The sequence below is a fragment of the Cohnella hashimotonis genome, assembly GCF_030014955.1.
GTDB classification, from domain to species: Bacteria; Bacillota; Bacilli; order Paenibacillales; family Paenibacillaceae; genus Cohnella; species Cohnella hashimotonis.
Genome location: NZ_JAGRPV010000001.1, coordinates 4,713,939 through 4,735,859 on the forward strand (window position 1 = coordinate 4,713,939; position 21,921 = coordinate 4,735,859).

Sequence of the window (21,921 nt, forward strand, 5' to 3'; positions counted from 1 at the left end):
GAATCGATTCTTTACGTTTAGGAGTGCCCCTTACTATACTTATGCACGTATGCTCCGAATCCTTTTCGTATCCGATTACCAGACCGCACGGTTTAAGGGGGATTAGCAAACATATGAAGCTGCTCCACATCGGCAACGCCGACTCGCGTTTTCCGGAAGACGGTCCGTTCGTCGACGCCTTGCGGGAAATAGGCGAACTGACCGTTCTAAGGAACGGAGACGCGTTAACGGACGAAGCGCGCGCGGCGCTCATTCGGGAATGCGACGTGCTGCTGACGCTCTGGGGATCGAGCCGCGTACCCGAACAGATCGCCGAAGCGCGCGGCCGATTGTCCTACATCTGCAATATTTCCGGCGGAATCTCCCACTGGATCCCGCTCTCGATCGTCGAAGCGGGCATTCCGGTCACCAACTGGGGAGACGCGGTCGCTCCCGAAATGGCGGAAGCGGCCGTGACGCTGCTGCTGGCCGTATTGAAGGAGCTCCTCCCTCAGCAGCTGTATGTGCGAGAAGGCGGCTGGCATCGGCCCGACCGCCGCATCGGCTCGATGTACGGGCTGCGAATTGGCATCTTCGGCATGGGCGCGATCGGTCGGAAGTTCGTCGACTATGTGCGTCCCTACGAATGCCGGATCCGCTACTACGATCCCTATCTGCCGCCCGCATCGGCGCCGGCCGGCTGCGAGGCCGCGGAGAGTCTTGAACGGCTCGCGGCGGAGAGCGACGCGCTGGTCATTCATGCCGGACTGACCGAAGAGACGCGCGGCGCGGTGAACGCCGCCGTGCTGGCCAAGCTGCCCGACTACGGCATCGTCATCAATACGGCGCGCGGAGACATCGTCGAGCAGGACGCTTTGTTCGACGAGCTGAGGACCGGCCGCCTGCGGGCCGGACTCGACGTGCTGGCGGGAAGGGACGCGCTTGAACCGGACCACCCGGCGCGCGGCTGGCCTAATGTTCTTTTTACGGCGCATGATCTCTTCTCGGCCAACTGGCAGAAGCCGCCGCTCGAAAGGTACGAGGCCGTCTGCCTCGAAAATCTGATCCGCCACAGCCAAGGGAAGCCCCTCATGCATCGCTTCGACCGGGATCGCTATTTGCGAAGCACCTGACAGCCCTGCAAAGCGGACCTGCAAGGCGGACCTGCGGAGAGGCGGGTTGGCGGAACAGCGAACGGAATCGCATTCGGGTGCCAACCTTTTACAGACAAGGAGGAAGTAGAAATGAAGCTGTCCTTCACCACGCTTGGCTGTCCGGATTGGACGTGGGAACGTATCGTCGACGAGGCGGCGCGGCTGGGCTACGACGGCGTGGAGCTTCGCGGCATCGCGGGTGAGCTGCGGCTTGGCCGCTGCGAAGCGCTGCGCGAAGAGCGGCTCGAAGCTACACTGGCCTATGCCAGGGAGCGCGGCATCGCGATATGCTGCCTGGACACTTCGTGCGCGTTTCACGACGAGGAACGGTTCGATGAAGCCATTGAAGTAGGCATGGAGACGATCGATCTGGCCGTACGCATGGGCGTCTCTTCGATCCGTGTGTTCGGCGATTCGATCGCGGATAGCGGCCGCGCGCAAGAGATCGTCGCACGCGTTGCCGGCGGGCTTCAGACGCTCGGCGAATATGCGGAAGACAAAGCCGTTCAAGTGCTGCTCGAGACGCATGGCGACTTTTCTTCGTCAGACCGGGTACGCGAGGTGTTTCGGCAGACGTCTTCGCCCGCCATCGGCGTCATCTGGGACATCCACCATACGATCAAATACGGCGGCCATGAATCGCCGGCGGAAACGTGGAGAAAGCTGGGCGACGATATCCGGCATGCGCACATCAAGGATGCGCTTGGCGGACGGCCCGTTCTCTTGGGCGAGGGCGAGCTGCCGCTCCCGGATTGGATCGCGCTGCTGCGCAAGGTTGGCTATGACGGCTGGTTGTCCTTCGAATGGGAAAAACGTTGGCATCCGGAGATCGAAGAACCCGAGCTTGCATTACCGGCCTTTATGGACTACATTCGCCGCTTTCTTTAAATCCATTCTAGTACGGGAGAATCCCTAATGTTCGTATGGCAGCTTGTATTGACGAGCCTGTTGTGGGCCGGAAACTTCGTGGCGGGCAAATGGACGGCCGGACACGCCTCGGCGATGATGCTGTCCGAATTGCGATTCGGAATCGCGATCCTCGTCATCCTCCCATTCGTGTGGATGAAGGAAAAACGCCTGCTCCCGCCGCGGAAGGCCATCCTTCTTTTGCTTGGCATGGGCGCGACGGGCGTGACTTTGTTTAACGTGCTGCTGTTCGAGGCGCTTGCGCATACGTCGGCCGCCAACACGGGATTGTTGTCGACGCTCAATCCTGCCGCGATCGCCTTGATTTCGTTCTTAGCGTTCGGTCATCGGTTGACGCTGCGCCAGGCTGCCGGCATGCTCGTGTCCTTCGCGGGCGTCGTGATCGTCCTTACGCGGGGGGACTTGGAGCGGCTGCTCGCCCTCCAATTCAATCGCGGCGACCTGATGATGATCGGCGCCGTGCTGTTCTGGGGCTGCTACACCATCCTGTCCCAAAAAGCGATGGCCTACGTGTCGCCGCTTGCCGCAACGCTGTGGTCCGGCATTTTCGGCCTGGCGTTCATGCTTCCTTTTAACATAAGGCAATTCACGTTAGTAGATGTCACGCCCGCGTTCTGGGCAGCCATGATATATATCGGCGTCGGCGCGACCGTGATTGCCTCGCTGCTTTGGAATCTGGGCGTCAAACGAATAGGCGGCACGCATGCAGGTATCTTTCTGAATTTAAACCCTGTATTCACCTCTTTGCTTGCCTACCTGTTGCTGGACGAACGAATGAACGCTTCGCAATGGATCGGCACGGCGGTCGTCATCGGCGGCATGCTGCTGTTCTCGACGAAGAAGCGGATGAAAATCCGGCGCGGCGCGGATTGTTGCAGCGCGGATTGATTTCGATCTAATCGATTAGATATCATTACTACATAACGAGAATACGAAAAACACGCCTCATCGGCGTGTCTCGTCTAAAACCACCATCTGATGTCCCTGAACGCGGGGAACGGTCAGCTTCACGATGTCGCCGGACTGCACAAAGGGTATGGATTCACCCTGGGGAATCAACGTCGCCCGCGTCACGCGCGATCCGACGGTCAGCTCGACAGCAACGTCGTAGATCGGCGGCATATCCTCGATCACGCTCGTCCTGCCCCGTTGAATCGGCGCGGCATACGTCAGGTGCAAAATATATCGCTCCCGCGAACGCTGATAGACGAACCGTGCCCGACCGCAGCTGGGCAAGCTTACCCGCATGACAGGCTTGCGATAAACCAGGTTCAGGGCGTTGATCAGATAGTCGCGATGATATTTGGCGCCATGACGGAAGTACATCGAGCAGATCGGATGAGCCACATATACGATGCTGCCTTTGCGGATGGCAGCCGGGTAATCGGCTGGGTCCATACGATAGGGCGTGTTCTGATGCGAGCAATAATGGCCGTATGTCCTGTTGAAGAACGGCTCGTAGATCGTGGCCAGAACTTCCGCGTCCTTCACGCTCACCTGCTCGGCGCCTTCATAGAACAAAAACGGACTCGTTACGATGCCGGCGTTCAACGATTTGCCCGCAAGCACATAATCGTTTTCGTATAAAGAGGGACCTTGATAGGCGGCACCGACATCGAGCTGAAAATGGGTTTTCCCCGGATTCAAGCCGCTTGACCCCGTGAGAAGCACACTTCCGCCCCGGTCGACATAGCTTTGGATTCGCAAGGCCGATTCCTCGTTTAACACAACCGAATCCGGCAGGATCAGCGTCTCGAATCGGTCCAACGCTTGTGTCGGGTCCGCGATGTCGAAGTCGAGCTGGCATTCGAGCAGCATTTTGGTCAGACCTTCATCCGCTTCCGATCGGTTCGATAATATCACGCCCAGCTTAGCCGTCTCCTCGACGTTGAAGCACCATTCCTCGATCTGTTCCGCATAGCGGTAAGCTTCGCCGATCGTGCGATAAGTCTCCATATCCATCAGACCGCTCGGATGCATCTGATCGCCGATGCTGCAGCGGGCGCCATACATCATCATCGAAGCGACCTCGTAGCGAAGCGCTTCGGGGCTCTTAAATCCGCCGAACTCGCCCCACATCGTGTGAAATTTCCCGGTCATCCCGAGGTACGAACTTCCGAGGGCGGCAAAATATTTGGCGCGCACGGGCATCTTGTCGTACCCGCCCCATGTCGTCGGCAAGTCTTCCATCTCGATATGGGTGTGGACGCCATGCCACTCCTTGTGATTCAACTCCGCGCCGCCGTTAAAGAAAATGGACGCATCACGGTGATACTCTCTCAATATTGACGTGCAGGTTGAAGTAAAACGCGTCCATTTGAGAACTTGATAGCTGCGCACGTCCTGTTCGATAGCCGGGTTTAGCCCCTGCTCCTTCATGCCGGCAACGCAATTGGCACACCAGCATAGCGGCGGCTGGAAGCAAATATCGTAAAAAAGACCGTCCAGCTCCGGATAACGTTCGCACACTTCGCGGGTTTGCGCATAAATCAATTCCGCATAGCGGCCGCTCGGACACATGAACTTCCAGGAGACGATCGGCCGCTTGTCGGAGGGCGACGCGTCCGGCACGCCGCCGATCATCTGTATCCCGCCATCCTGCTGCCGCGCTACGCATTCCGGCATTTCGTCCGCATCCCCTGCCGACCAGCCGACCGTAATATAGACCGGCGCCTTGACCCCGATCGCATGCGCGGCGTCCATCATCGCGCCGGTCAAGTCCGTATTGAGCGTCGGATGCATGCGCCCCGCCTTGGTCGGGTAATAGCTCCAGCTATGATGGCATTTGGCGAAAATCGTGATGGAGTTTACATGTCCCGCTCGAAGCGCATCCTGGAATTGCGCTGCATCGAATTTAGCACCTACGCCCGGTATGAACTCGGAAGTATGAAAATCCAGATGCACTTGTCTTGAAGCCAGCTTGTTCATTCGTCAGACCTACTCCCTCTCGTGATCGTTCACGTTGCCGATGTCCCCTGTAACCCTCTGGTGGCCTTTACATATTCCGTGGGAGCCACCCCCATGATTCGCTTGAATGCCCGCCGGAACGTGTGGTCGCTGCTGTATCCGACCGCCTTGGCTACGTCTCGTATCGTAGATTCCTCTCCGTTCAACAGCTCGCACGCGCGCCGAATGCGCGTACCTTCGAGATAATCGGAAAAGGTGGCGTTCATCAGCTCCTTGAACAGCTGGTACATGTACGTTTCCGAAAAGCGAAGCTGCGATGCAAGCTCATACAACACAAAATTTTCCTGCATATAGGATTGCTCGACAATCGCCGCGATCTGCTCCTTCAATCTGGCTTTGTCCTCATTTTTCTGTTCGGCCTGCGCATGGCATAATAACAAATGCGACGCCAGAATCGCTTCGAAAATGTCCTCGATCCGGTCCATCCGCTGAACCTTCTCCAGCAACCGACCGACTTGCGGCTCCATTTCGTTCGGACCGAGACATCGGACGACGGTGCCTTTAAGCACATGAATGAGCTGCTCGATCATCCCGGATGTCAAGCTTCGGTTCACGAAGTTCTCCTCGCTGATCCTGCGGATGATCCTGCGAACCTCCGCCTCGTCGCCGCTCTTGACGTTGCTGATGAGCTTCAGTTCCAGCTCAATCGGATAGTAGAACTTCTGGTTCTCGTTCGGCACTTCGCTAAAAAGCGTATAGGCTCTTCCGCTCTTCGCGTAACGGGCGTATTCGAGCGCCTGCTTGGCCTCGTCGAACGAAATGCTCACATTTTGCAATCCCGGATACACCCCACCTGCGGAGAAGTGAACGTCGAAGAGCAGCTTGTCCCGAACCTTCTCCTCGAACCATTCGACGATGCTCCTCATCGACGACGGATCGCCTTCACCGAAGGAAACGACGATCACGATCCGGTTATCGTTCAGGTCATCCTTATAATAGGGTACTTTAGCTTCGGTACACAGCTCCTCCTTGACGAGAAGCATCAGTCTGTTCATTTGTTCCGCCGTCCGTCTGTCCGACGTATCCTTGCCCGGCATGATCCGCGCCAGCATGACGCCGAAGCGTTCTCCTTCTACATGAACCGGCAGCGAATCCTCGCCCTGATCGTAAAAACCGCCGTTCAGCAGCCGCTCGAAAAAGGTCGTTCGGAGCATCTGGTCGCGCATGCTCCGATGGCTGCGGTACAATTCCGAAATCCTGCTGTCCAGATAATCATACTCGCTCATGCTTCTGTCGTTGTCCGTTCCGAATAGCTCCCTGATTTTGCCGACCAGCTGTTTGACCGGCTTGTAGTTCCGATAAGCCAGCATGCAAGCCGTGACGACGCCAAGCGTAAGCGTGATCAGCAGTACGGCAAAGGTAATATTGCGGATGTAGTCCACCTTGGTCATCACCAGTCTCGACGGGACGACGGAAACGTATTTCCAGCCGCTTACAGTCGACAACGAACGGGACACGATAAACTTCTCCCCGGCAGGCGATACGTAGTTTCCGTCTCGAAGGTTGCCCGCAGCCATGCCGGACGGCTCGATGACCGTCCGATCTCCCGTCAACTGCGTAATGATGTCCCCATCCTGATTTTCGACGAATATCATCCCGCTGCGTCCGAGGTTGATCTTGGACAACAGGTTCTGAATGGCGGATTCATCGATCAGAATCATCAACGCGCCCTTGGGATTGCTGCTATACTCCCAAGGGATCGACTGCAGGTAATAAATGACGCGGTGGCTCTTGCCGTCGATCGTCACGTGGCCGCCGGCGACGTATTGGCTTTGGTGACGCTCGTTCCACAGGATGCGGTTCCAGTCCGGGCGACCGCTGTCTTGATTCCGATACAGACTTTTCTCGAACGCTTCCGGACTCGTATAGGACCGGTCCGACGACAGCACAAGCCGATTGTCCTTGAAGAAAACAAAATAATCGACGATAAATTTGTTGGTTAAATTGTACTTGGGGTTCGTGCTCAGGATGTCCCAGACCTTGTAGTAATCGTTTGATCCTTCCGCGATTTCCTCGACGTTCATCAGGGAGATAATCTTGCGGTCCATCGCGATATACTTGGAGATGGCGCCAAGCTCGTTCAGCCGCTCGTCCACAATCGCCCCCGTTTGCTCCAGAAGGGATTGATTGGAACGGAGCGCCTCCTCCTGCGCAAGCTGGACAGTTTCCTTATAAACGTAGCTTCCGATCAGCAGCGGAATGACGAGGACAAGCAGATAGGACAGGATCAGTCTGGTCAGCGTGGCATGCCTGCGTCTTTTCTTTAGAAATGACATCGAATCCCCCCAGCACTTGCGAAAGCGTTGTCAAAAAAGTATATCACAGCCCTTTTGGTGTTGCCATCTTGCAGAAGGGCAAGAGGCAAGGCCGCCATAACGAAGTTATGGCGGTCTTTTCCGTAGCTTCCGTATGCTTAATGGCCCGCGTACTGTCGATCGTAAGCCTTCTGATTGATCTCGACGAATCGTTGGAGTCCGATCTTATCGAGGCTCTGCACGTAGCTGTCCCAATCGGCTGCAGGCTTCAAGTTGCCGGTAATAAATCGAACCGTCGATTCGTTGATATAGTTTTCCAGCTCGATCCGGATCGTTTGAAGCTCGTCGTTTTCTTCTGCCAGCAGTTTGACCGGCGGCATGACCGTCGTATTTTCCGGCGTATAAGGCTGGTATTTTTTTGCCGTCTCCTCATACAACAGACGCTCGAGGCCATCCGGCGTGAAAAGATCCGAGCTGGGCTCCACCTGTTCGCCCAGTCGCCATTCGGCCGGCGCGTATTCGATGGCCGCATGCATCCAGCCGTCATTTTGCGGTTCATTCGTATAAGGCTTCAGTCGCTTCAGCAGCGCCGGCTTCCCGCTCAGCCCCACGGCGCCCGGATCCGGCGTTGTCCAGCCCACGTCCTTCGGCCCGGTGATCAACCGAGTCTGGGTTTCGAATTCATACAGACCGTCCGCCCAGCGAATGGCCGCTTCCGGATATTTGGAGGTGGAAGAGATCAGGAAGTCGCCGCCTTGCACCGCATCAAACTTGAAAAACGTAGCTTGTCTCGTTCCGTCCGGCCCTTTAAGCGGAGGTACGGTAACGTACTGCTTGTACCGTTCCTGGTTCGTGGCGGGATCGATCACGCCGACGCTGGCTCCGGTCGGGAATGCGCCGAGAATCGCGCTTCCTTCGCTCGCGGCAATCGACTTCAGCTGGTCGATTTTCTGGGTGAACGAAGGCTGATAGATCAGCCCCTCGGCATACAATTTATTCAGATAGGCGAGACCGTCCCTGTATTGCGGCGTATTTACGATCGACATGACCTTTCCGTCCTGTACGATCATCTTGAGCGGGTTATACATGCCTGGATTAAGAATAAACGGATTCATTAGAAAGCCGTCGATCGTCGTGTACCAGCCGTCAGTCGCGCCGGCCAGCGGAATTTCGTCGGCTTTGCCGTTGCCGTTGGGATCCTTTTCCTTGAAGGCCTTCATCACTTGATAAAACTCGTCTGTCGTCGTAGGCATCGGAAGTCCCAAGTTATCGAGCCACTCTTGATTGATCCACATTTTTTGGGCATAACCGCAGTGGAAGCAGTCGTTCCAGGAAGGCAGCGAATAGATGTTGCCGTCCGTGGCGGTGATTCTTCCCTTAATGTCCGGATGCTTCTGCATAACCTCCTTGAAGGCAGTCATGTGCTTCTCGATCAAGCCGTCGAGAGGCCGGAAAATTTGCTGACCGACACCGTACTGGGCTTCGATGACGTCGTCGACGCCGAGGCCGAGAAAGATGTCCGGATAGTCGCCACTTGCCAGAACGAGATTCAGCTTCTCTTTGACGTTCCCCGAAGGGACGACTTCCCATTCGATATGAATGTTCGTTTTTTCTTCATACCATTTCGTAAACTCGTTGGTGTTAAAGTCGATGATCTGTGGAATTTGCGGCGCCATGACCCGCAACGTAATTTTATCTTTGACGATCGGGTAGCTGCCGGGTTCGGTTACCGCCGCTTCTCCGGCGCTGCCGCCGCCAGAGGCGTTCGGGCTGCCCGTCTGATTACCGGTTCCCTTATCTATGGCGCATCCGGCAAGAATGAAGGACAGACAGATTAGGCTTAATACTAACGTTTTGACAACCTTTTTCATGGTATACCCCCAGTTGTGTTTTCGTGCGACCGACCCTTTCAACCATTACACCGCTTTTGTGCCAGGCTTGCAATCAGCCTTTGATTGCGCCGATCATGATCCCGCGAACGAAGTATTTCTGCACGAATGGGTAGATAAGCAGCACCGGCAGGCTTGCAACGACGATGACGGCATATTTGACGATGTCGGCCAGACCCTGCTTGCGCTGCAGCACCTCGAAATCCTGCATCATCGTCGGGTCCAGCTGATTTAGCACCAGGATATTGCGCAGTATGATTTGAAGCGGCTGAAGATCCGGCGATTTCAGATAGATGAGCGCATTAAAGTAACTGTTCCAGTGACCGACCCCGTAATAGAGCGCCATGACGGCCAGAATCGGCGCGGACAGCGGAAGTGCCATACGGAGAAGGAAGCGAAAGTCGGTGCAGCCGTCCATCGATGCAGCCTCGTATAATTCGTCCGGGATCGTAGCCTGAAAGTATGTTCTTGTGATGATCAGGTTCCATACCGACAAGGCCACGGGCAAAATCATCGCCCACCTCGTATCGAGCAAGCCCAGGTCCCTGACCAGCAGGAAGGTCGGAATGAGCCCCCCTGAGAAGAGCATCGTAAACAAGAAGATCGCCATAAACAGGTTTCGGCCGAACAGCTCCTTCCGGGACAGGGGAAACGCTGCCATAACGGTCATCACCAGATTGATCAGCGTGCCGGCCACCATGTAAAAAAGCGAGTTGGCAAAGCCGCTTACCAATTGCTTGTTTTTGAATACGGCCTCGTAACCGTTTAATGTCGGCTCTACGGGCCAGAGCCAAACCTTGCCTGAGATTACCGCGCTCGGCGCACTGAAGGAAGCGCTTACGACATAGATCAGCGGATAGGCGACCAGCACAAAAACAATCGCCAGGTATAAATAGGTCGCTACATTAAATATCCGGTCTCCGGGCGACTCCTTCATCAACCGATTCGGATGCGCTTCCATGGTGTCCCCTCCTTTTTTCACCACAGACTGCTATCGGTGAACTTCTTCGCTGCGTAGTTCGCCGCCACCAGCAGAATCAGGTTGATAACGGAATTAAATAAACCGATTGCCGTAGAGAAGCTGAAATTCGCATTGACCAAACCAACCTTGTACACATAAGTCGAAATGATCTCGGATGTCGTCAGATTCAAACTGTTCTGCATAAGGAAAATCATCTCATACCCGACGTTCATCACGTTGCCGAAGCTTAAAACGAGCAAAATGACGATGGTAGGACGGATGGCAGGCAGATCGACATGCCAGATCCGCCGAAGCTTGGACGCCCCGTCGATAACGCAGGCTTCCTGCAGATCCTTGCTGACGCCTGACAAAGCCGCGAGATAAATAACGGCCGAATAACCGGTTCCCTGCCAGATGGTCGTCCATACGTAGATAGATTTGAAGTATGCCGCCTTGCCCATCAGGTTGACGGGATCCCCGCCGAATAACGCGATAAATTGATTGATCACGCCGATCCGCGGATCGAGAATTTGCATCAGCATTCCCACGAGCACCACCGTCGAAATAAAGTACGGCGCATACGTGACCATCTGAACCGTTTTCTTAAAAAAACGTCCCCGCACTTCGTTTAACGCGACGGCAAGCAAAATGGGAAACGCAAAACCGGCCGCGAGCGAATACAGGCTGATGCCGACCGTATTCCGGATGATTCTCCAGCTGGAAGGCGAACTGAAGAACTGGTCGAAATGTTTGAATCCAACCCAAGGGCTGCCGGCGATCCCGCTCATCGCCTGGAATTGTTTGAAAGCAAGCTGTATCCCGTACATCGGGATATAGTGAAAGATGATCACATACAGCAACGGAGGGAGCAGGATCACGTAAAGCTGCCAGTGGGCCAGCATTCTCCGGATCGTATGTCTGGTTATGCGTCGCGACTTCCGATTCCATTCAGTCCGAACAAGTATGTCGGCCTTCAATACGGTATCCCCCCCATTCAATCAACTGGACGTCAGAAATGTGCTTGCCCGTTCGTCAAGCTTCTCGCGATGCTCGGTCGCATATGCGTTTGCGTTCACGTTTGCGTTCAATCGTGATGGCGCCTCCTTTCCCCGGTCTCGGCTATACGCAGTGCCTGTCCCAAACGTATCATCGGGCTTGCTAGAAGAATACGGCCAAAACTTAGTTTGCGCGGGCAATTCTCGGGAAACCGACATGATACGGCCGCCGGCAGCCGACGGACGATTTATAAAATGGCGTACGATTTATGGCGTAAATGCGAAAAAGCTTCTTTAATAGAGGGGCTTTACGGGAATTTAGCCGGGAGACCGAAGCAGTCTTGAGCATTGACGGTCAAATGCAAAAACACGCCTTATCGGCGTGTTTGAAGTTAGCATTTGGTGAAGCGAGTTCATAAAGAACATTCAAATGTTTTTCATGAAATGGCGCCGGACTCCTTTCTGATCAAGCGAACGCTCTTCTTCTGCAGCCGGAAATCGTCCAGCAGGCTCTCGATGTCGCGTTCGGCGTAATGGTCCCATACGCTTGCCCGGCTCAGATCAATCGTCACCGCCGTCTCGTCACTCGGTAACTCGATCTTCTCCCGTAGCATCGGCGAAGAGCCGAAAAACAGGTGGCCCGTTACCGCATAGGTGAGCGTGGTGCCGGTCCGTTCGCTCGTCACATGAATACGCGACATTTGCACGACGAATAGAACAAGGTTGAGCAGCACGCCGGCGAACACGCCGATTGCCAGATCGTGCGTCAGCAGCGCTGCGACCATCGTCGTCAGCATGATCGTGGTTTCGCTCTTCGGGATGCGCCGAATGTTCTTAAGCGAGCCCCAATCGAAAATTTGCACGCAAATCATGATCATTACCCCGGCCAGCACCGACATCGGAATATAATTCAGCACGCTGCCGAATACGAGCACGAGTGACAGCAGGAAAAGCCCTGCCGTCAGCATGGACAAACGGCCTTTTCCCCCAAGCTTGACGTTCAGCACGGATTCAGCCACCAAGGCGCAACCGGCCATGCCGCCAAAAAATCCGGAAGCAGCGTTTGCGATGCCCTGACCGCGAATTTCCTTATTTTTATCCGTCTTCTCGCTCGTCAGTTTATCCAGAAAATCCTGCGTCAGCAGCGTCTCCGTTGTGCCTACGATGGCCAGCGACAGCGCATAGGGTAAAATCACTCGAAACGTCTCCCAGGTGAGCGGAACCTGCGGCAGGCCGAATCCAGGCAGCGCCGACGACAGCTGCGCCACGTCGGATACGCGCTGCAGCGGAATGTGGAACGCCCAAGCCGCAACGGACATCACGACGACCGCAAACAGCGGCGAAGGAATCGTCTTGTTGAGGCGGGGGAACAGAAAAACGATGACAAGGGTGACGCCAGCCATCGCAAATGCGCCCCACGGCTGGCCGCGGAAATTTTGCAGTTGGGCCATAAAGATAAAGATGGCAAGCGCATTGATAAAGCCGGTGACGACGGCGCGCGACACGAAGTTCATCCAGCGCCCCACGCGCAGCAGCCCCATGGCGAGCTGAAGGAGTCCGGTCAGAATGGTCGCCGCGAACAAATACTGCAGCCCGTGGCCGGCGACGAGCGTGGTCATGAGCACCGCCATCGAGCCCGCCGAAGCAGAGATCATGCCGCCGCGAGCGCCAAGTACCGTAATGACCAGCAAAATGATAATCGACGTGTAAAAGCCTACGTTCGGATGAACGCCCGCCATAAAGGAAAATGCCAATGAATCCGGGATCACGGCCAGCGAGGTCGTAATCCCCGCCAGCACCTGAACTTTCCAATTGCTGAAAAAACTTTGTTTGCCAAGCAAAACCGTTCACTTCCAATCTGTATGCGTTTAATGCCAAGATGTGCTGCCGACAGCACAATGTCCATTTTACCATTCCCCTTCAAATCAGCAATCCGTATGCAGCGAAAATAGGCACAGCCCCTCAATCTCTTGAGTGACTGTGCCTTTATTATTCGTCGGGCTTTTACTTTGCCGTGTGGTCCACGGAGGCCGCTTGTAGAGGCTGGATACGACAATGCAGGCAAGAGAATTAAGCGCTCTGAAACCATCAAGGCATCCGGCATTCGAGAAGCGGAAAAGGAACTAGCAAAGTTTCAAGTTGAAGTCGAAGCCGGTGAATACATTGCGCCTGAGAAAATGGTTTTCTCAAAGTTCGTGGCCGAATGGAATGAAAAATACGGTAGCAAGCACCTTGAACTCAAAACCTTGGAGAATTACTCCCACATGCTTAGAAACCACATTCTTCCTACTTTTGGCCATAAGAGACTCCGATGAAATAAAGCCATTACATCTTATTACTTTGCTCCAAACACTTGAACAGGACGATGCCAGAAGAGACGGAAAAAACGGAGGGTTATCCTCCACCATACTTCGTTTTATTCATCGCATTTTAAAAGATATTTTTGATCGGGCTGTAGAATGGAGAGTGATAAAGGAAAGTCCAGTTCAAGCAATTAAGCGGCCTAAAGTCGCAAAAACAAATGTCGATGTCTATTGTGAATCGGAAGTGTCCGAGCTCCTAGAGTCTCTTCACCTCATTTCACTTCACTCCTTCTTGCATAAAAAAATCCTGCTCTTCACAAAAGAGCAGGACGCAAAACCGAAATATTACATGCATTACATAACCAAAAACTAGAGGGTAAGGCACCGGACCCTCTTATTCAATTTTTATGGCGAACAAGAACTTCATTAAAGCTCCCGCCGTTCGCAAATACCCGTTCTTTTCCACCGTCCCACCGCACTCGCAAGGGGATCCCGATCGGAACGTTTCCTGTAATGAAGAGAGAGTCCTCCTCTTTTCTCCAAGAAACCGTCACTTGGCCGACTGGCGTTTGAAGGGTTCCGCTCATTTCTGTCAAGTACGACGAGTGGGGCTCAATATGAATTGCGGTCCATCCCGGACTTCCTGCCTTAACGCCAAGCAGACAATGCGTGAATTCATACAGAGGCAGCGCGCTCCATGCATGGCAATCGCTGCGCGGCTCTCTCGGAGTCTCCGGAAGCGTTGTTAAATGTAGCGGAAGCAGATCGATCCATTGCTGGAGCAGTTCCGACGTTCGCGAATAAAGTCCGGATTTCTCTAAGGCACGGAATAAGAAAAAGGCCATCGAAAACGAGCATTTGAGCACGTCGGGCTCATCTAACGCCTTCAACATCACGCTTCGTGCTCCCTGTTCCTCGCACAATCCAGTTAATACTGCCCAGATCTGGGCATGCTGGCTGTATTGTTCGACGGCTGGCCCTTCACGGTACATTCCCTTCTCTTCCGACCAGCATAAATGTTCGATCGAGGCAAGGATCCGGTTTGCGCGGTCTGCATACTCGGATCCGATCTGTGAACGTCCCGTAGCGTCGTTCAATTTTGCCCCCACTTGCAATGCGCTCGCATAAACAAGATTATGCACAGTTGACGGGCCTGTCTTACAGGCGGTGGGTACGCCTTCCTTCCACTCGGCTACCCAATCGATATACGCCCAATACCCAATTCTCTCGACCAAGCCGGACTCGCCGACTCTTCGGTCGAACCAATCCAATACCGCATCGATCGTCGGCCGATATCGTTTAACGAGAGTGACGTCTCCGGTCTGCCAATAATAATCGTGCAGCATAAACACAAAATGAAGGGAGAAGGACGGAATAATCTGCGCCATGGCACTTGGAAACCGATCCTGGGTAATCCCTTCCGGGAGCAGCGAGCCGTGGAAATCCTCCAACGCCTTCCGGACTAAGCCGATATCGCCTCCGACACCATACGTAAAAAGCGCTTGGAGACGCGTGTCCATGATGAACTGCATTTGCTCGTAATAGGGACAGTCCTCATACGTCTCGTGCATGCACAATTGCAGCGTACGAAGACTGATATCCCAAAGCTGCCTGATCCAGGGCGCTGGCGAGTTAACGAACGATTGGGCATTTAACGGATAAGCGCTCTCTCGAAATGCGGGACGGTGAAGCAACAGTGGTTGCGGACCTGTCTGCACCTCGATCCGGATGAATCGGAACGCCCTTAACCAGAAGGGCTCGTACACCTCGGCATTTCCCGACGGATAATAAATATCCTCGAACCCCCGAATGATCCCGTTCTCGGCATCGTCCCGGACCGTATTCGCCTTCTCGTTCCCTGGCTGTACATACCTTTCTGCATAGCGGAATACGATCTGAGCGCCTTTGCCTTGCTCGATGGAATAAACAGGGTAGCCGGTCGTCAGCTCTCCTGCATCCAGTTCGACAACGGCGCGACTGAAAGGAGGAACCATGGCGGATCCCGTTTGTTCGCTAAAACGAATCGGACCTGCGTCTCCCTTGCGTGCAGGCATCTCTCGAACGAAGCCTCGCACACGCTCGAAAAGAAGCGGAATCGGTCTGCTTACCAAAGGAAGCTGCGGAACGATAAAAAGGGGGTGGGGATCGTCTTTACCCAGGCATGGCTCTCCTTTCTCCGCAGCTGCCCATCTGCCTTCGGGGTTCTTTGCACATTTCCACCCTTCCGGAATAAGCTCCCCTTGCACCCGTTCGGCAATTGCCCCCATAAAGATCGTATAGTCTTCGTCTGAATGGGTTTCAATCGCCTGATCCACCATGACTCGCCAATCTGCGGTGCCTGTTTGAAGGTTGGCCAACGGCTTGCCCGTTTGATCTTTGCATATGCCGGACAGCGCCAGTCTGGGACCGACCGGAAGCGAGGCAACCGTGAACAGCGGTTGATCCGAACGTCTCGGATCGTTGACCATATACGTATTTAACGACCATACTTGAACGGCGAATACGTTATGTCCCGAACGAAGATACTGCCCCGCTTCAAAGGTCTCATAATAATGCCGCCAACGATCTCCCCGGCAAGGACCGGAAAGGACGGGCTGTCCATTGATCCACAACCGATACCGGCTGTTCGCGCTGATGGACAGCTCCAGAGAGGACGGCGAATCCAGCTCGACTCCAAGCCGGTAATAGACGAATCGATTTTCCTTCCGATCCGGAATGAGTCCCTTGTCTTCGTAAGCTTCCCGCGACGGCTTTAACCAATACGCGCCGCTCAACAGGCATGTCTCAGGGTTGATCACTGCGCGTCTCCTTCCGCTGCCGCCGATTGTCGCCATTCAACGGTTGTCTCGTATTTGCCGCCGTTCTCGACACTGACGGACGAACCGTTAGGGAGAACAAGCGTACAAGTGAGATGTTCAGGCCATTTCGCGCTTATATGAAAGTATCCGTCGTCTACCCGCCAATCGACATCGACCGGGCCGTGCGGAGTCATGACGCGCCCGCCCGCATGCGTTAACCTGCCGATGAAGGGGCGTATTCCGATTTCCTTGAAGCCCGGCGCTTTGGCGTGGACGCCAAGCGTCTCGGCCGCATATTCGTAGATCGGGACCGAGCCCCACGCATGCGCGTCGCTCCGCTGACTAACCGTATCCTCCATCCAGGTCGTCAGACCGTCCTTCGCCATTTTTCTCCATGGCGCCAGCAGTTCGTGCACCCGCTCGTACAAGCCAACCATAGTCAGGGCACGATACTGATAGAACGACATGGCAAAAGAGCAAGGGACAAAAGAAGGATCGTCCAGCGCCGTCAGCAAAGCGTTACGCCCCTCTTCAACACTCGCAGCCCCGCTCAATATCGCCCAGATCTGCGCATGTTGGCTATACGCCTCCACGTTCGGCCCATCCGTAAAACAGCCGGGGATATCGGCCGACATGCAATGCGTTCTCACGGCGCGTATCATGTCGGATGCGCGATCCCGATACTCGGAAGCCAGCCGGGCCCGGTTGGCATAGTCGGCGATCTCTGCAGCCTGGCGCAACGCGTAGGCGTACATTAAACAATAGACCGTTAACGGCCCCTTTTTCGCAGCATCCGGTACGCCATAGTCGTCTTTCCACTTATCGGCCCAATCTACAAAGGACCAGTACCTTGGATTCATGGGACCGACGAGCCCGCTGGCGTCAATCGTGCGATGGAAATATCCCAGGACCGCATCTATGCTCGGCAAATACCTCTCCAGCATTTTGCGGTCGCCGGCGAACATCATATGATCGTGAAGCATATAAATCCAATAAAGCGAGAATCCCGGAATGACTTGCGTCGCGACCGAAGGATACCTGGACTGCGTTAATCCTTGCGGCAAAAGGGAGCTATGGAATTCATAAAAGGTTTTCCGCGCCAATCGATCGTCGCCCGACAGGCAATAGGTGAACAAAATTTGCGAGCGAGTATCCATCGCATACTGAAGCTGCTCGTAATAGGGGCAGTCTTCATAGGTTTCGTGCATGCAACGCCTTAGCGTTCTCACGCTAATGTCCCATAAGACGGACTCCTCGGGATCGGAGGAACGATACTCGGCTGCAACGTCGATCGGATACCCCGTTTCCCGGTACGTTAATCGATGCAGCCTCAGCGGTTGCTCTTTGGTTTCGATCTTGATTCTGACATATCGGAACGTACGAAACCAAAAGGGCTCGTACTTTTCCAGCTTCGATCCGCTCTCATCGCCTTCGCCTGCAGGTTTATAGAGGTCGATATCGCCGTACAAATCGCCGTTAACGCTGTCCGTACGATCTCCTTTATCGCGCAACCATGGCACCAATATGGGCTCTTGTTCGTAGCATTCGGCGCATAGCAATTCGATCGCAGCGTCCTGTCCCCCGCTCATCAGCAGTTCAATATAGCCTGTCGTCAGCTCTCCGGCATCGACGTCTACGGTTACGGACTTCTTGGGCTCGATGAAGACTGCGCCTCTGCCGCTCAACAAGTTTGCCCAATATTCCTCTGCCTCATCGGAACCGGCGAACTTGCTAATGCTTTGAAAAGTCCGGCCGTTCTCGTACATCATCGGAATCGGACGCTCCGACAGTTCCCAAGGCCTTAATTCCCCATGCTTCGTATCGAAAACATACGAACGGGCTTTTTGCCATCCAGTGTCATCAAAGCGGACGTTATCCCATCCAACCGGCAGCTTTGCACCGTCAACCGATTCCGTAACGCCAAGAAACTGCGTATATACGCCTTGCGTCAGAACGATAGCCTCATCCTTCAAGCAAAGCCATGAATCGTCGGTATGTGCATGTACAATCTCATTGCTTGAAGGATTCCTGATGTCGGCATGAACGTACAAGCCGGGGAGCCTGGTCCGCCAAACCGACTGATTCCCGCCGCCCGCGTACGGATATCTCAGCACCTGGACCGCAATCACGTTTTGTCCTGGCCTTAGTCGGTCTCCGATTGAGAGGCTGTCGTAATACCAGGTGAAGCGATCCCCTTTGCTGGGGCCGCTGCAGATCGAATGGCCATTGACGAACAGCCTGTAGCGACTATCTGCCGAGATCCGGAGCGTACAATTGAACGGTCCTTCTCCCAGTTCAACCGTTTTTCGAAAATAAACGAACTTGCCGATCCCAGATTCATCTTCATGTGTCCAATCCGCCGTCCATATCCAGCTTGCTTCGTCTTCCCAAGGTGTCTGCACAGTTCGTAATCTCCTAACAAAATCGCTTATTCTTTAATGCTCCCTGAGGCTACACCCGAAATAACCCGTTCGGAAAATATGAAAAAAAGAATCAAAATCGGAATCGTAGCTAATACGGAGCTGACCAAGGCATAATCCATGCTCATCAAAATATTCGAAGTATACTTCATAATCGCAAGCGGAATCGTCTTTACCGTTTCGTTTTGAAGCATAACAAGCGGCACAAAAAATTGGTTCCACACGCTTACCGATAAAATGATGCACAAGCTTACGATTACCGGCGAAGCCAGAGGGAACATAATTCGATAAAAAGTTTTCCATTCACCCGCCCCGTCCAGTCTGGCGGACTCCGCTAACGCATTGGGCAGACCCGCAAAAAAATTCGACAGCAGCAATACGGGCATGGAGATGCCGGCCGACAAGATTAAAATGACGCTCCATAACGAATTGATAAGTCCCATGTTCTTGATGATGAGAAAAATAGGCACGATGCCGAGCTGCACCGGAAACATCAAACCTACCAAGAAATAGAGAAGGACGCCTTGCTTGAATTTAAACTTGTAGCGTCCCAATCCGTAGGCCACCATAGAAGCGAGGGCGACGATAATGAAGATCGTAACGACCAGAACGACAACGCTATTCCATATGTGAATGCCGAAATGTTCGTCGCGGAAAATGTCGACATACCCGTCGAATGTAAAAGATTTAGGCCAACCGAGCGTATTGGATAATACATCTCTCTTCGTACGAAACGAATTCCAAACGAGATAACCCAAAATAAATAACGTAAAGCAAGAAAAGAGCCAAAGTATCAGCTTGGATATATACAACCTTTTTATATCCGCCATTTACTGTTCCTCCTTCCGATAGGAGAGTCTCAACTGAATCAACGCTACGATAAAAATGATGGCGAACATCACGCAGGCAATCGTGGTCCCCATGCCGACCGAGTTAGAGCTAACCGTTCCGCCCATGGCTCCATTCGTTCCGAAGGTAATGCGGTAGAAGAAAAGCGTCATGACATCCATTTTATTGTCTATGCCTCCGCTAACGCCTCCGAGCAAATAGCTGAAATCGAACAAAGTCATCGATGCAATGTAACTAATAACGGCAATGTTGACGATGCTCGATCGAATTTGCGGGATGATAACCGAAAAGAAACGTCTCCAGTAGCCTGCCCCGTCCAGATAGGAAGCTTCCATCACTTCATCGGAGAGCATCTTCATGGCGGCTACGAAGTAGATCATGCTGAATCCGACGCCTGTCCAGGCATTGATCACGAATAACGTGATCATCTCGTAACCCGGCACTCCGAGCCAATTGCGCGTATATTCGCCGAGACCGATCTCGGACAAGAGATTATTAAAAATGCCGATATTTTGATCGAAAATGAGGGATGCCAGAAAGACGATAACGCTGGTCGTAATAAATTGAGGCGCAAAGATCATCGTTTGAAAAAAACGATAGCCTTTGACCTTGGTATAAATAATGTAAGCAAAGTAAAGCTGAATCGGAATCAGCAAGCCTACATTCAAAACGACCAAAAATAAATTGTGCTTTAATGCGTTTAAAAACTGATGCTTCAACTCGGGATTCGAGAATAGCTCGACATAATTGTCCAGGCCGACGAATGCTTTGTCGCCGAATCCATTTGAATGAAAAAGGCTAAGCTGAGCGGCAGAAAAAATCGGATAGATCACAAACAACGAATACAAGATAAAGCCCGGCAGAATAAACCACAAATAAGGCTTATTGCGCAGCGACATCGCGATTCCTCCTCATGAAAAGGCGACGGCTAAGCAAGTAGCTTGCTTAACCGTCCAATTGATCTCGTTATTTTGTACGGAGCAGCGCTTCTTCCAAAAGATCCGCAGCCTGCTGTCCATCAATCTGCGAAGTCAGCAGTTTGGGCATCACTTGCTGCATGAAAATATCGGTCAGTTTGACGTTTTCCGTAGATACGTCTGTGAGCACGGAGTAAATGTTATAGCCCAGAGAGTCGAACGAGCTGAGCTCCTTCACGCTTTCATCTCTCGGTTGGATATCTTGAAGCGACGGGACGGCTCCGGTTTCATTTTCGAATAGCTGCTGCGCCTCTTGCGTCGTAAGAAATTTAACATACTCAGCGGCTTCGGCAGGATGCTTCGTATTCGCAGCTACGGCATACGTCGTCAGGTTGCTAAAGCTTTGCGCAGCGATTCGCTTGCCGTCTGCCCCCGGAATGTAGAACCGTCCAAGGTTCATCCCCGAACCTGCGAAGGTCGGATCGTTCCAAGTTCCATCCGCCATCATAGCCGTTTTTCCGTTCGTGAAGGCCAGCTGCGCACCCGCATTATCGACAGACGCCAGATCTTTCGTATAATAGCCCTTATCCGCAAAATCGCGAATCGTTTGGAAAGCCTTCACGATTCCCGGATCTTTAAAGGTCCCGTTGCCCGCATCGATTTTTCCCAGCGCATCGTTGGCCGTTACCGGCGCCAAGGCGAAAGCAAGCCATGCTCGTTCAAATTCGGTCTTGCCCGGCACGCTGAACGGAGTTATCCCGGCCGCCTTTAACGAGTCGGCCAACTTCGCGAATTCATCAAGCGTCGTCGGCACCTTGAGCCCGTGCTTGTCGAATATATCTTTGTTGTAGTAAATGAGCTGTGAATCCATGAAAGCCGGCGGAGAAGCGTACAGTTTGTCGTTCACTTTGGCATAGTCAAGAGCGGCTTCATCGTAACGGCTAACATCGATCCCGTACTCGTCCAGGGGTAGCAAAGAACCGCTGTTTACGTAAAGGTCCATTTTAGGCGTCTTGTTGCCTTGAACGAAAAATACGTCCGGCAGCGAATTGCTTTTCACAGCCGTATCGATGGAAGCTTCCGTACCGGCATATTGGAAGTCCAGCTTAATGTTCGGATGCTTCTCCTCGAAAGCTTGGTTGATCGCTTTAAAAGCGCCTTCGACGGAAGACTGGTTCGCTTGGTCTCCCCAAACGGTCAGCGTTACTTGCTTAGAAGCGTCGCTGCTTTTCGATGCCGTCCCCGCATTGTCGTCCGAATTGCCGCCGCACGCGGACAAGCTAAGCGTGGTCAGCGCCGCAGCGGCCATCAGTGCATATTGTTTTTTACCGATCCTCATGTGTGAATCCCCTTTCATTTCTCTACTACGTCTTTGCCTGAATCTATCTTAATTCTCATGCGGTTCGATCGCCATGAACATTGTTTAGCGTTTGATGCCTGTTTATTCGTCTTTTTGGGACCGAATCCATTCAAATAGCCCGCGAATCACCATTCGCGGGCTTTGATT

General features: G+C 53.5%; 15 protein-coding genes. 4 read left to right on the forward strand and 11 right to left on the reverse strand.

The window, feature by feature from the left end; genetic code table 11:
* The first annotated feature begins 113 nt into the window (after nucleotides 1–113).
* From KB449_RS19050 to KB449_RS19060, 3 genes are all read left to right on the forward strand, one after another.
* Complete coding sequence (locus tag KB449_RS19050; protein ID WP_282909886.1) at nucleotides 114–1,112, forward strand: NAD(P)-dependent oxidoreductase; 999 nt, start codon at nucleotides 114–116, stop codon at nucleotides 1,110–1,112.
* A 111-nt stretch (nucleotides 1,113–1,223) separates the two neighbouring features.
* Nucleotides 1,224–2,021: a sugar phosphate isomerase/epimerase family protein gene (locus KB449_RS19055; protein ID WP_282909887.1), complete on the forward strand. Its 798-nt coding sequence runs from the start codon at nucleotides 1,224–1,226 to the stop codon at nucleotides 2,019–2,021.
* A gap of 27 nt (nucleotides 2,022–2,048) precedes the next feature.
* Nucleotides 2,049–2,948 carry a DMT family transporter gene (locus tag KB449_RS19060; protein ID WP_282909888.1) on the forward strand — a complete coding sequence of 300 codons (900 nt, stop codon included), beginning with the start codon at nucleotides 2,049–2,051 and terminating at the stop codon, nucleotides 2,946–2,948.
* Between the two features lie 57 nt (nucleotides 2,949–3,005).
* Here the strand turns inward: KB449_RS19060 and KB449_RS19065 are convergent, their stop codons facing one another.
* The 6 genes from KB449_RS19065 to KB449_RS19090 all read right to left on the reverse strand — a co-directional run bounded on the left by KB449_RS19065 (nucleotide 3,006) and on the right by KB449_RS19090 (nucleotide 12,968).
* Nucleotides 3,006–4,988, reverse strand: coding sequence for an alpha-amylase family protein (locus KB449_RS19065; RefSeq protein ID WP_282909889.1), 1,983 nt, complete (start codon nucleotides 4,986–4,988; stop codon nucleotides 3,006–3,008).
* A gap of 29 nt (nucleotides 4,989–5,017) precedes the next feature.
* Entirely contained in the window at nucleotides 5,018–7,303 is a 2,286-nt protein-coding gene (locus KB449_RS19070; RefSeq protein WP_282909890.1) for a helix-turn-helix domain-containing protein, read from the reverse strand.
* 137 nt (nucleotides 7,304–7,440) lie between these two features.
* Nucleotides 7,441–9,153 (reverse strand): ABC transporter substrate-binding protein, encoded by a 1,713-nt coding sequence (locus tag KB449_RS19075; RefSeq protein ID WP_282909891.1) that lies wholly within the window; start codon nucleotides 9,151–9,153, stop codon nucleotides 7,441–7,443.
* Between the two features lie 73 nt (nucleotides 9,154–9,226).
* Nucleotides 9,227–10,132 (reverse strand): carbohydrate ABC transporter permease, encoded by a 906-nt coding sequence (locus KB449_RS19080; protein ID WP_217595485.1) that lies wholly within the window; start codon nucleotides 10,130–10,132, stop codon nucleotides 9,227–9,229.
* 17 nt (nucleotides 10,133–10,149) lie between these two features.
* On the reverse strand, nucleotides 10,150–11,109 hold the full coding sequence (locus KB449_RS19085) for an ABC transporter permease (RefSeq protein ID WP_282909892.1): 960 nt from the start codon (nucleotides 11,107–11,109) through the stop codon (nucleotides 10,150–10,152).
* A gap of 455 nt (nucleotides 11,110–11,564) precedes the next feature.
* Nucleotides 11,565–12,968, reverse strand: coding sequence for a SulP family inorganic anion transporter (locus tag KB449_RS19090; RefSeq protein ID WP_282909893.1), 1,404 nt, complete (start codon nucleotides 12,966–12,968; stop codon nucleotides 11,565–11,567).
* A 336-nt stretch (nucleotides 12,969–13,304) separates the two neighbouring features.
* Between KB449_RS19090 and KB449_RS36535 the strand changes: the two genes are divergently transcribed.
* Nucleotides 13,305–13,442: a tyrosine-type recombinase/integrase gene (locus tag KB449_RS36535; protein WP_350356275.1), complete on the forward strand. Its 138-nt coding sequence runs from the start codon at nucleotides 13,305–13,307 to the stop codon at nucleotides 13,440–13,442.
* Nucleotides 13,443–13,828: 386 nt separating this feature from the next.
* On the opposite strand, the gene KB449_RS19100 is transcribed toward KB449_RS36535, so the two are convergent.
* The 5 genes from KB449_RS19100 to KB449_RS19120 form a co-directional block, all read right to left on the reverse strand.
* Nucleotides 13,829–15,787 carry an alpha-L-rhamnosidase-related protein gene (locus KB449_RS19100; protein WP_282909895.1) on the reverse strand — a complete coding sequence of 653 codons (1,959 nt, stop codon included), beginning with the start codon at nucleotides 15,785–15,787 and terminating at the stop codon, nucleotides 13,829–13,831.
* Between the two features lie 437 nt (nucleotides 15,788–16,224).
* Nucleotides 16,225–18,630 (reverse strand): alpha-L-rhamnosidase-related protein, encoded by a 2,406-nt coding sequence (locus KB449_RS19105; RefSeq protein WP_282909896.1) that lies wholly within the window; start codon nucleotides 18,628–18,630, stop codon nucleotides 16,225–16,227.
* Nucleotides 18,631–18,656: 26 nt separating this feature from the next.
* Nucleotides 18,657–19,460, reverse strand: a complete 804-nt coding sequence (locus KB449_RS19110; RefSeq protein WP_282909897.1) for a carbohydrate ABC transporter permease — start codon at nucleotides 19,458–19,460, stop codon at nucleotides 18,657–18,659.
* A gap of 18 nt (nucleotides 19,461–19,478) precedes the next feature.
* Complete coding sequence (locus KB449_RS19115) at nucleotides 19,479–20,396, reverse strand: carbohydrate ABC transporter permease (RefSeq protein WP_282909898.1); 918 nt, start codon at nucleotides 20,394–20,396, stop codon at nucleotides 19,479–19,481.
* Nucleotides 20,397–20,463: 67 nt separating this feature from the next.
* Nucleotides 20,464–21,753 (reverse strand): ABC transporter substrate-binding protein, encoded by a 1,290-nt coding sequence (locus KB449_RS19120; protein ID WP_282909899.1) that lies wholly within the window; start codon nucleotides 21,751–21,753, stop codon nucleotides 20,464–20,466.
* Between the last annotated feature and the right edge of the window lie 168 nt (nucleotides 21,754–21,921).

Coding starts and splice junctions, on each gene's coding strand:
- KB449_RS19055 (WP_282909887.1), top strand. CDS start 1,224: ATGAAGCTGTCCTTCACCACGCTTGGCTGTCCGGATTGGACGTGGGAA.
- KB449_RS19050 (WP_282909886.1), top strand. CDS start 114: ATGAAGCTGCTCCACATCGGCAACGCCGACTCGCGTTTTCCGGAAGAC.
- KB449_RS19115 (WP_282909898.1), bottom strand. CDS start 20,396: ATGTCGCTGCGCAATAAGCCTTATTTGTGGTTTATTCTGCCGGGCTTT.
- KB449_RS19060 (WP_282909888.1), top strand. CDS start 2,049: ATGTTCGTATGGCAGCTTGTATTGACGAGCCTGTTGTGGGCCGGAAAC.
- KB449_RS19065 (WP_282909889.1), bottom strand. CDS start 4,988: ATGAACAAGCTGGCTTCAAGACAAGTGCATCTGGATTTTCATACTTCC.
- KB449_RS36535 (WP_350356275.1), top strand. CDS start 13,305: ATGGTTTTCTCAAAGTTCGTGGCCGAATGGAATGAAAAATACGGTAGC.
- KB449_RS19120 (WP_282909899.1), bottom strand. CDS start 21,753: ATGAGGATCGGTAAAAAACAATATGCACTGATGGCCGCTGCGGCGCTG.
- KB449_RS19075 (WP_282909891.1), bottom strand. CDS start 9,153: ATGAAAAAGGTTGTCAAAACGTTAGTATTAAGCCTAATCTGTCTGTCC.
- KB449_RS19080 (WP_217595485.1), bottom strand. CDS start 10,132: ATGGAAGCGCATCCGAATCGGTTGATGAAGGAGTCGCCCGGAGACCGG.
- KB449_RS19070 (WP_282909890.1), bottom strand. CDS start 7,303: ATGTCATTTCTAAAGAAAAGACGCAGGCATGCCACGCTGACCAGACTG.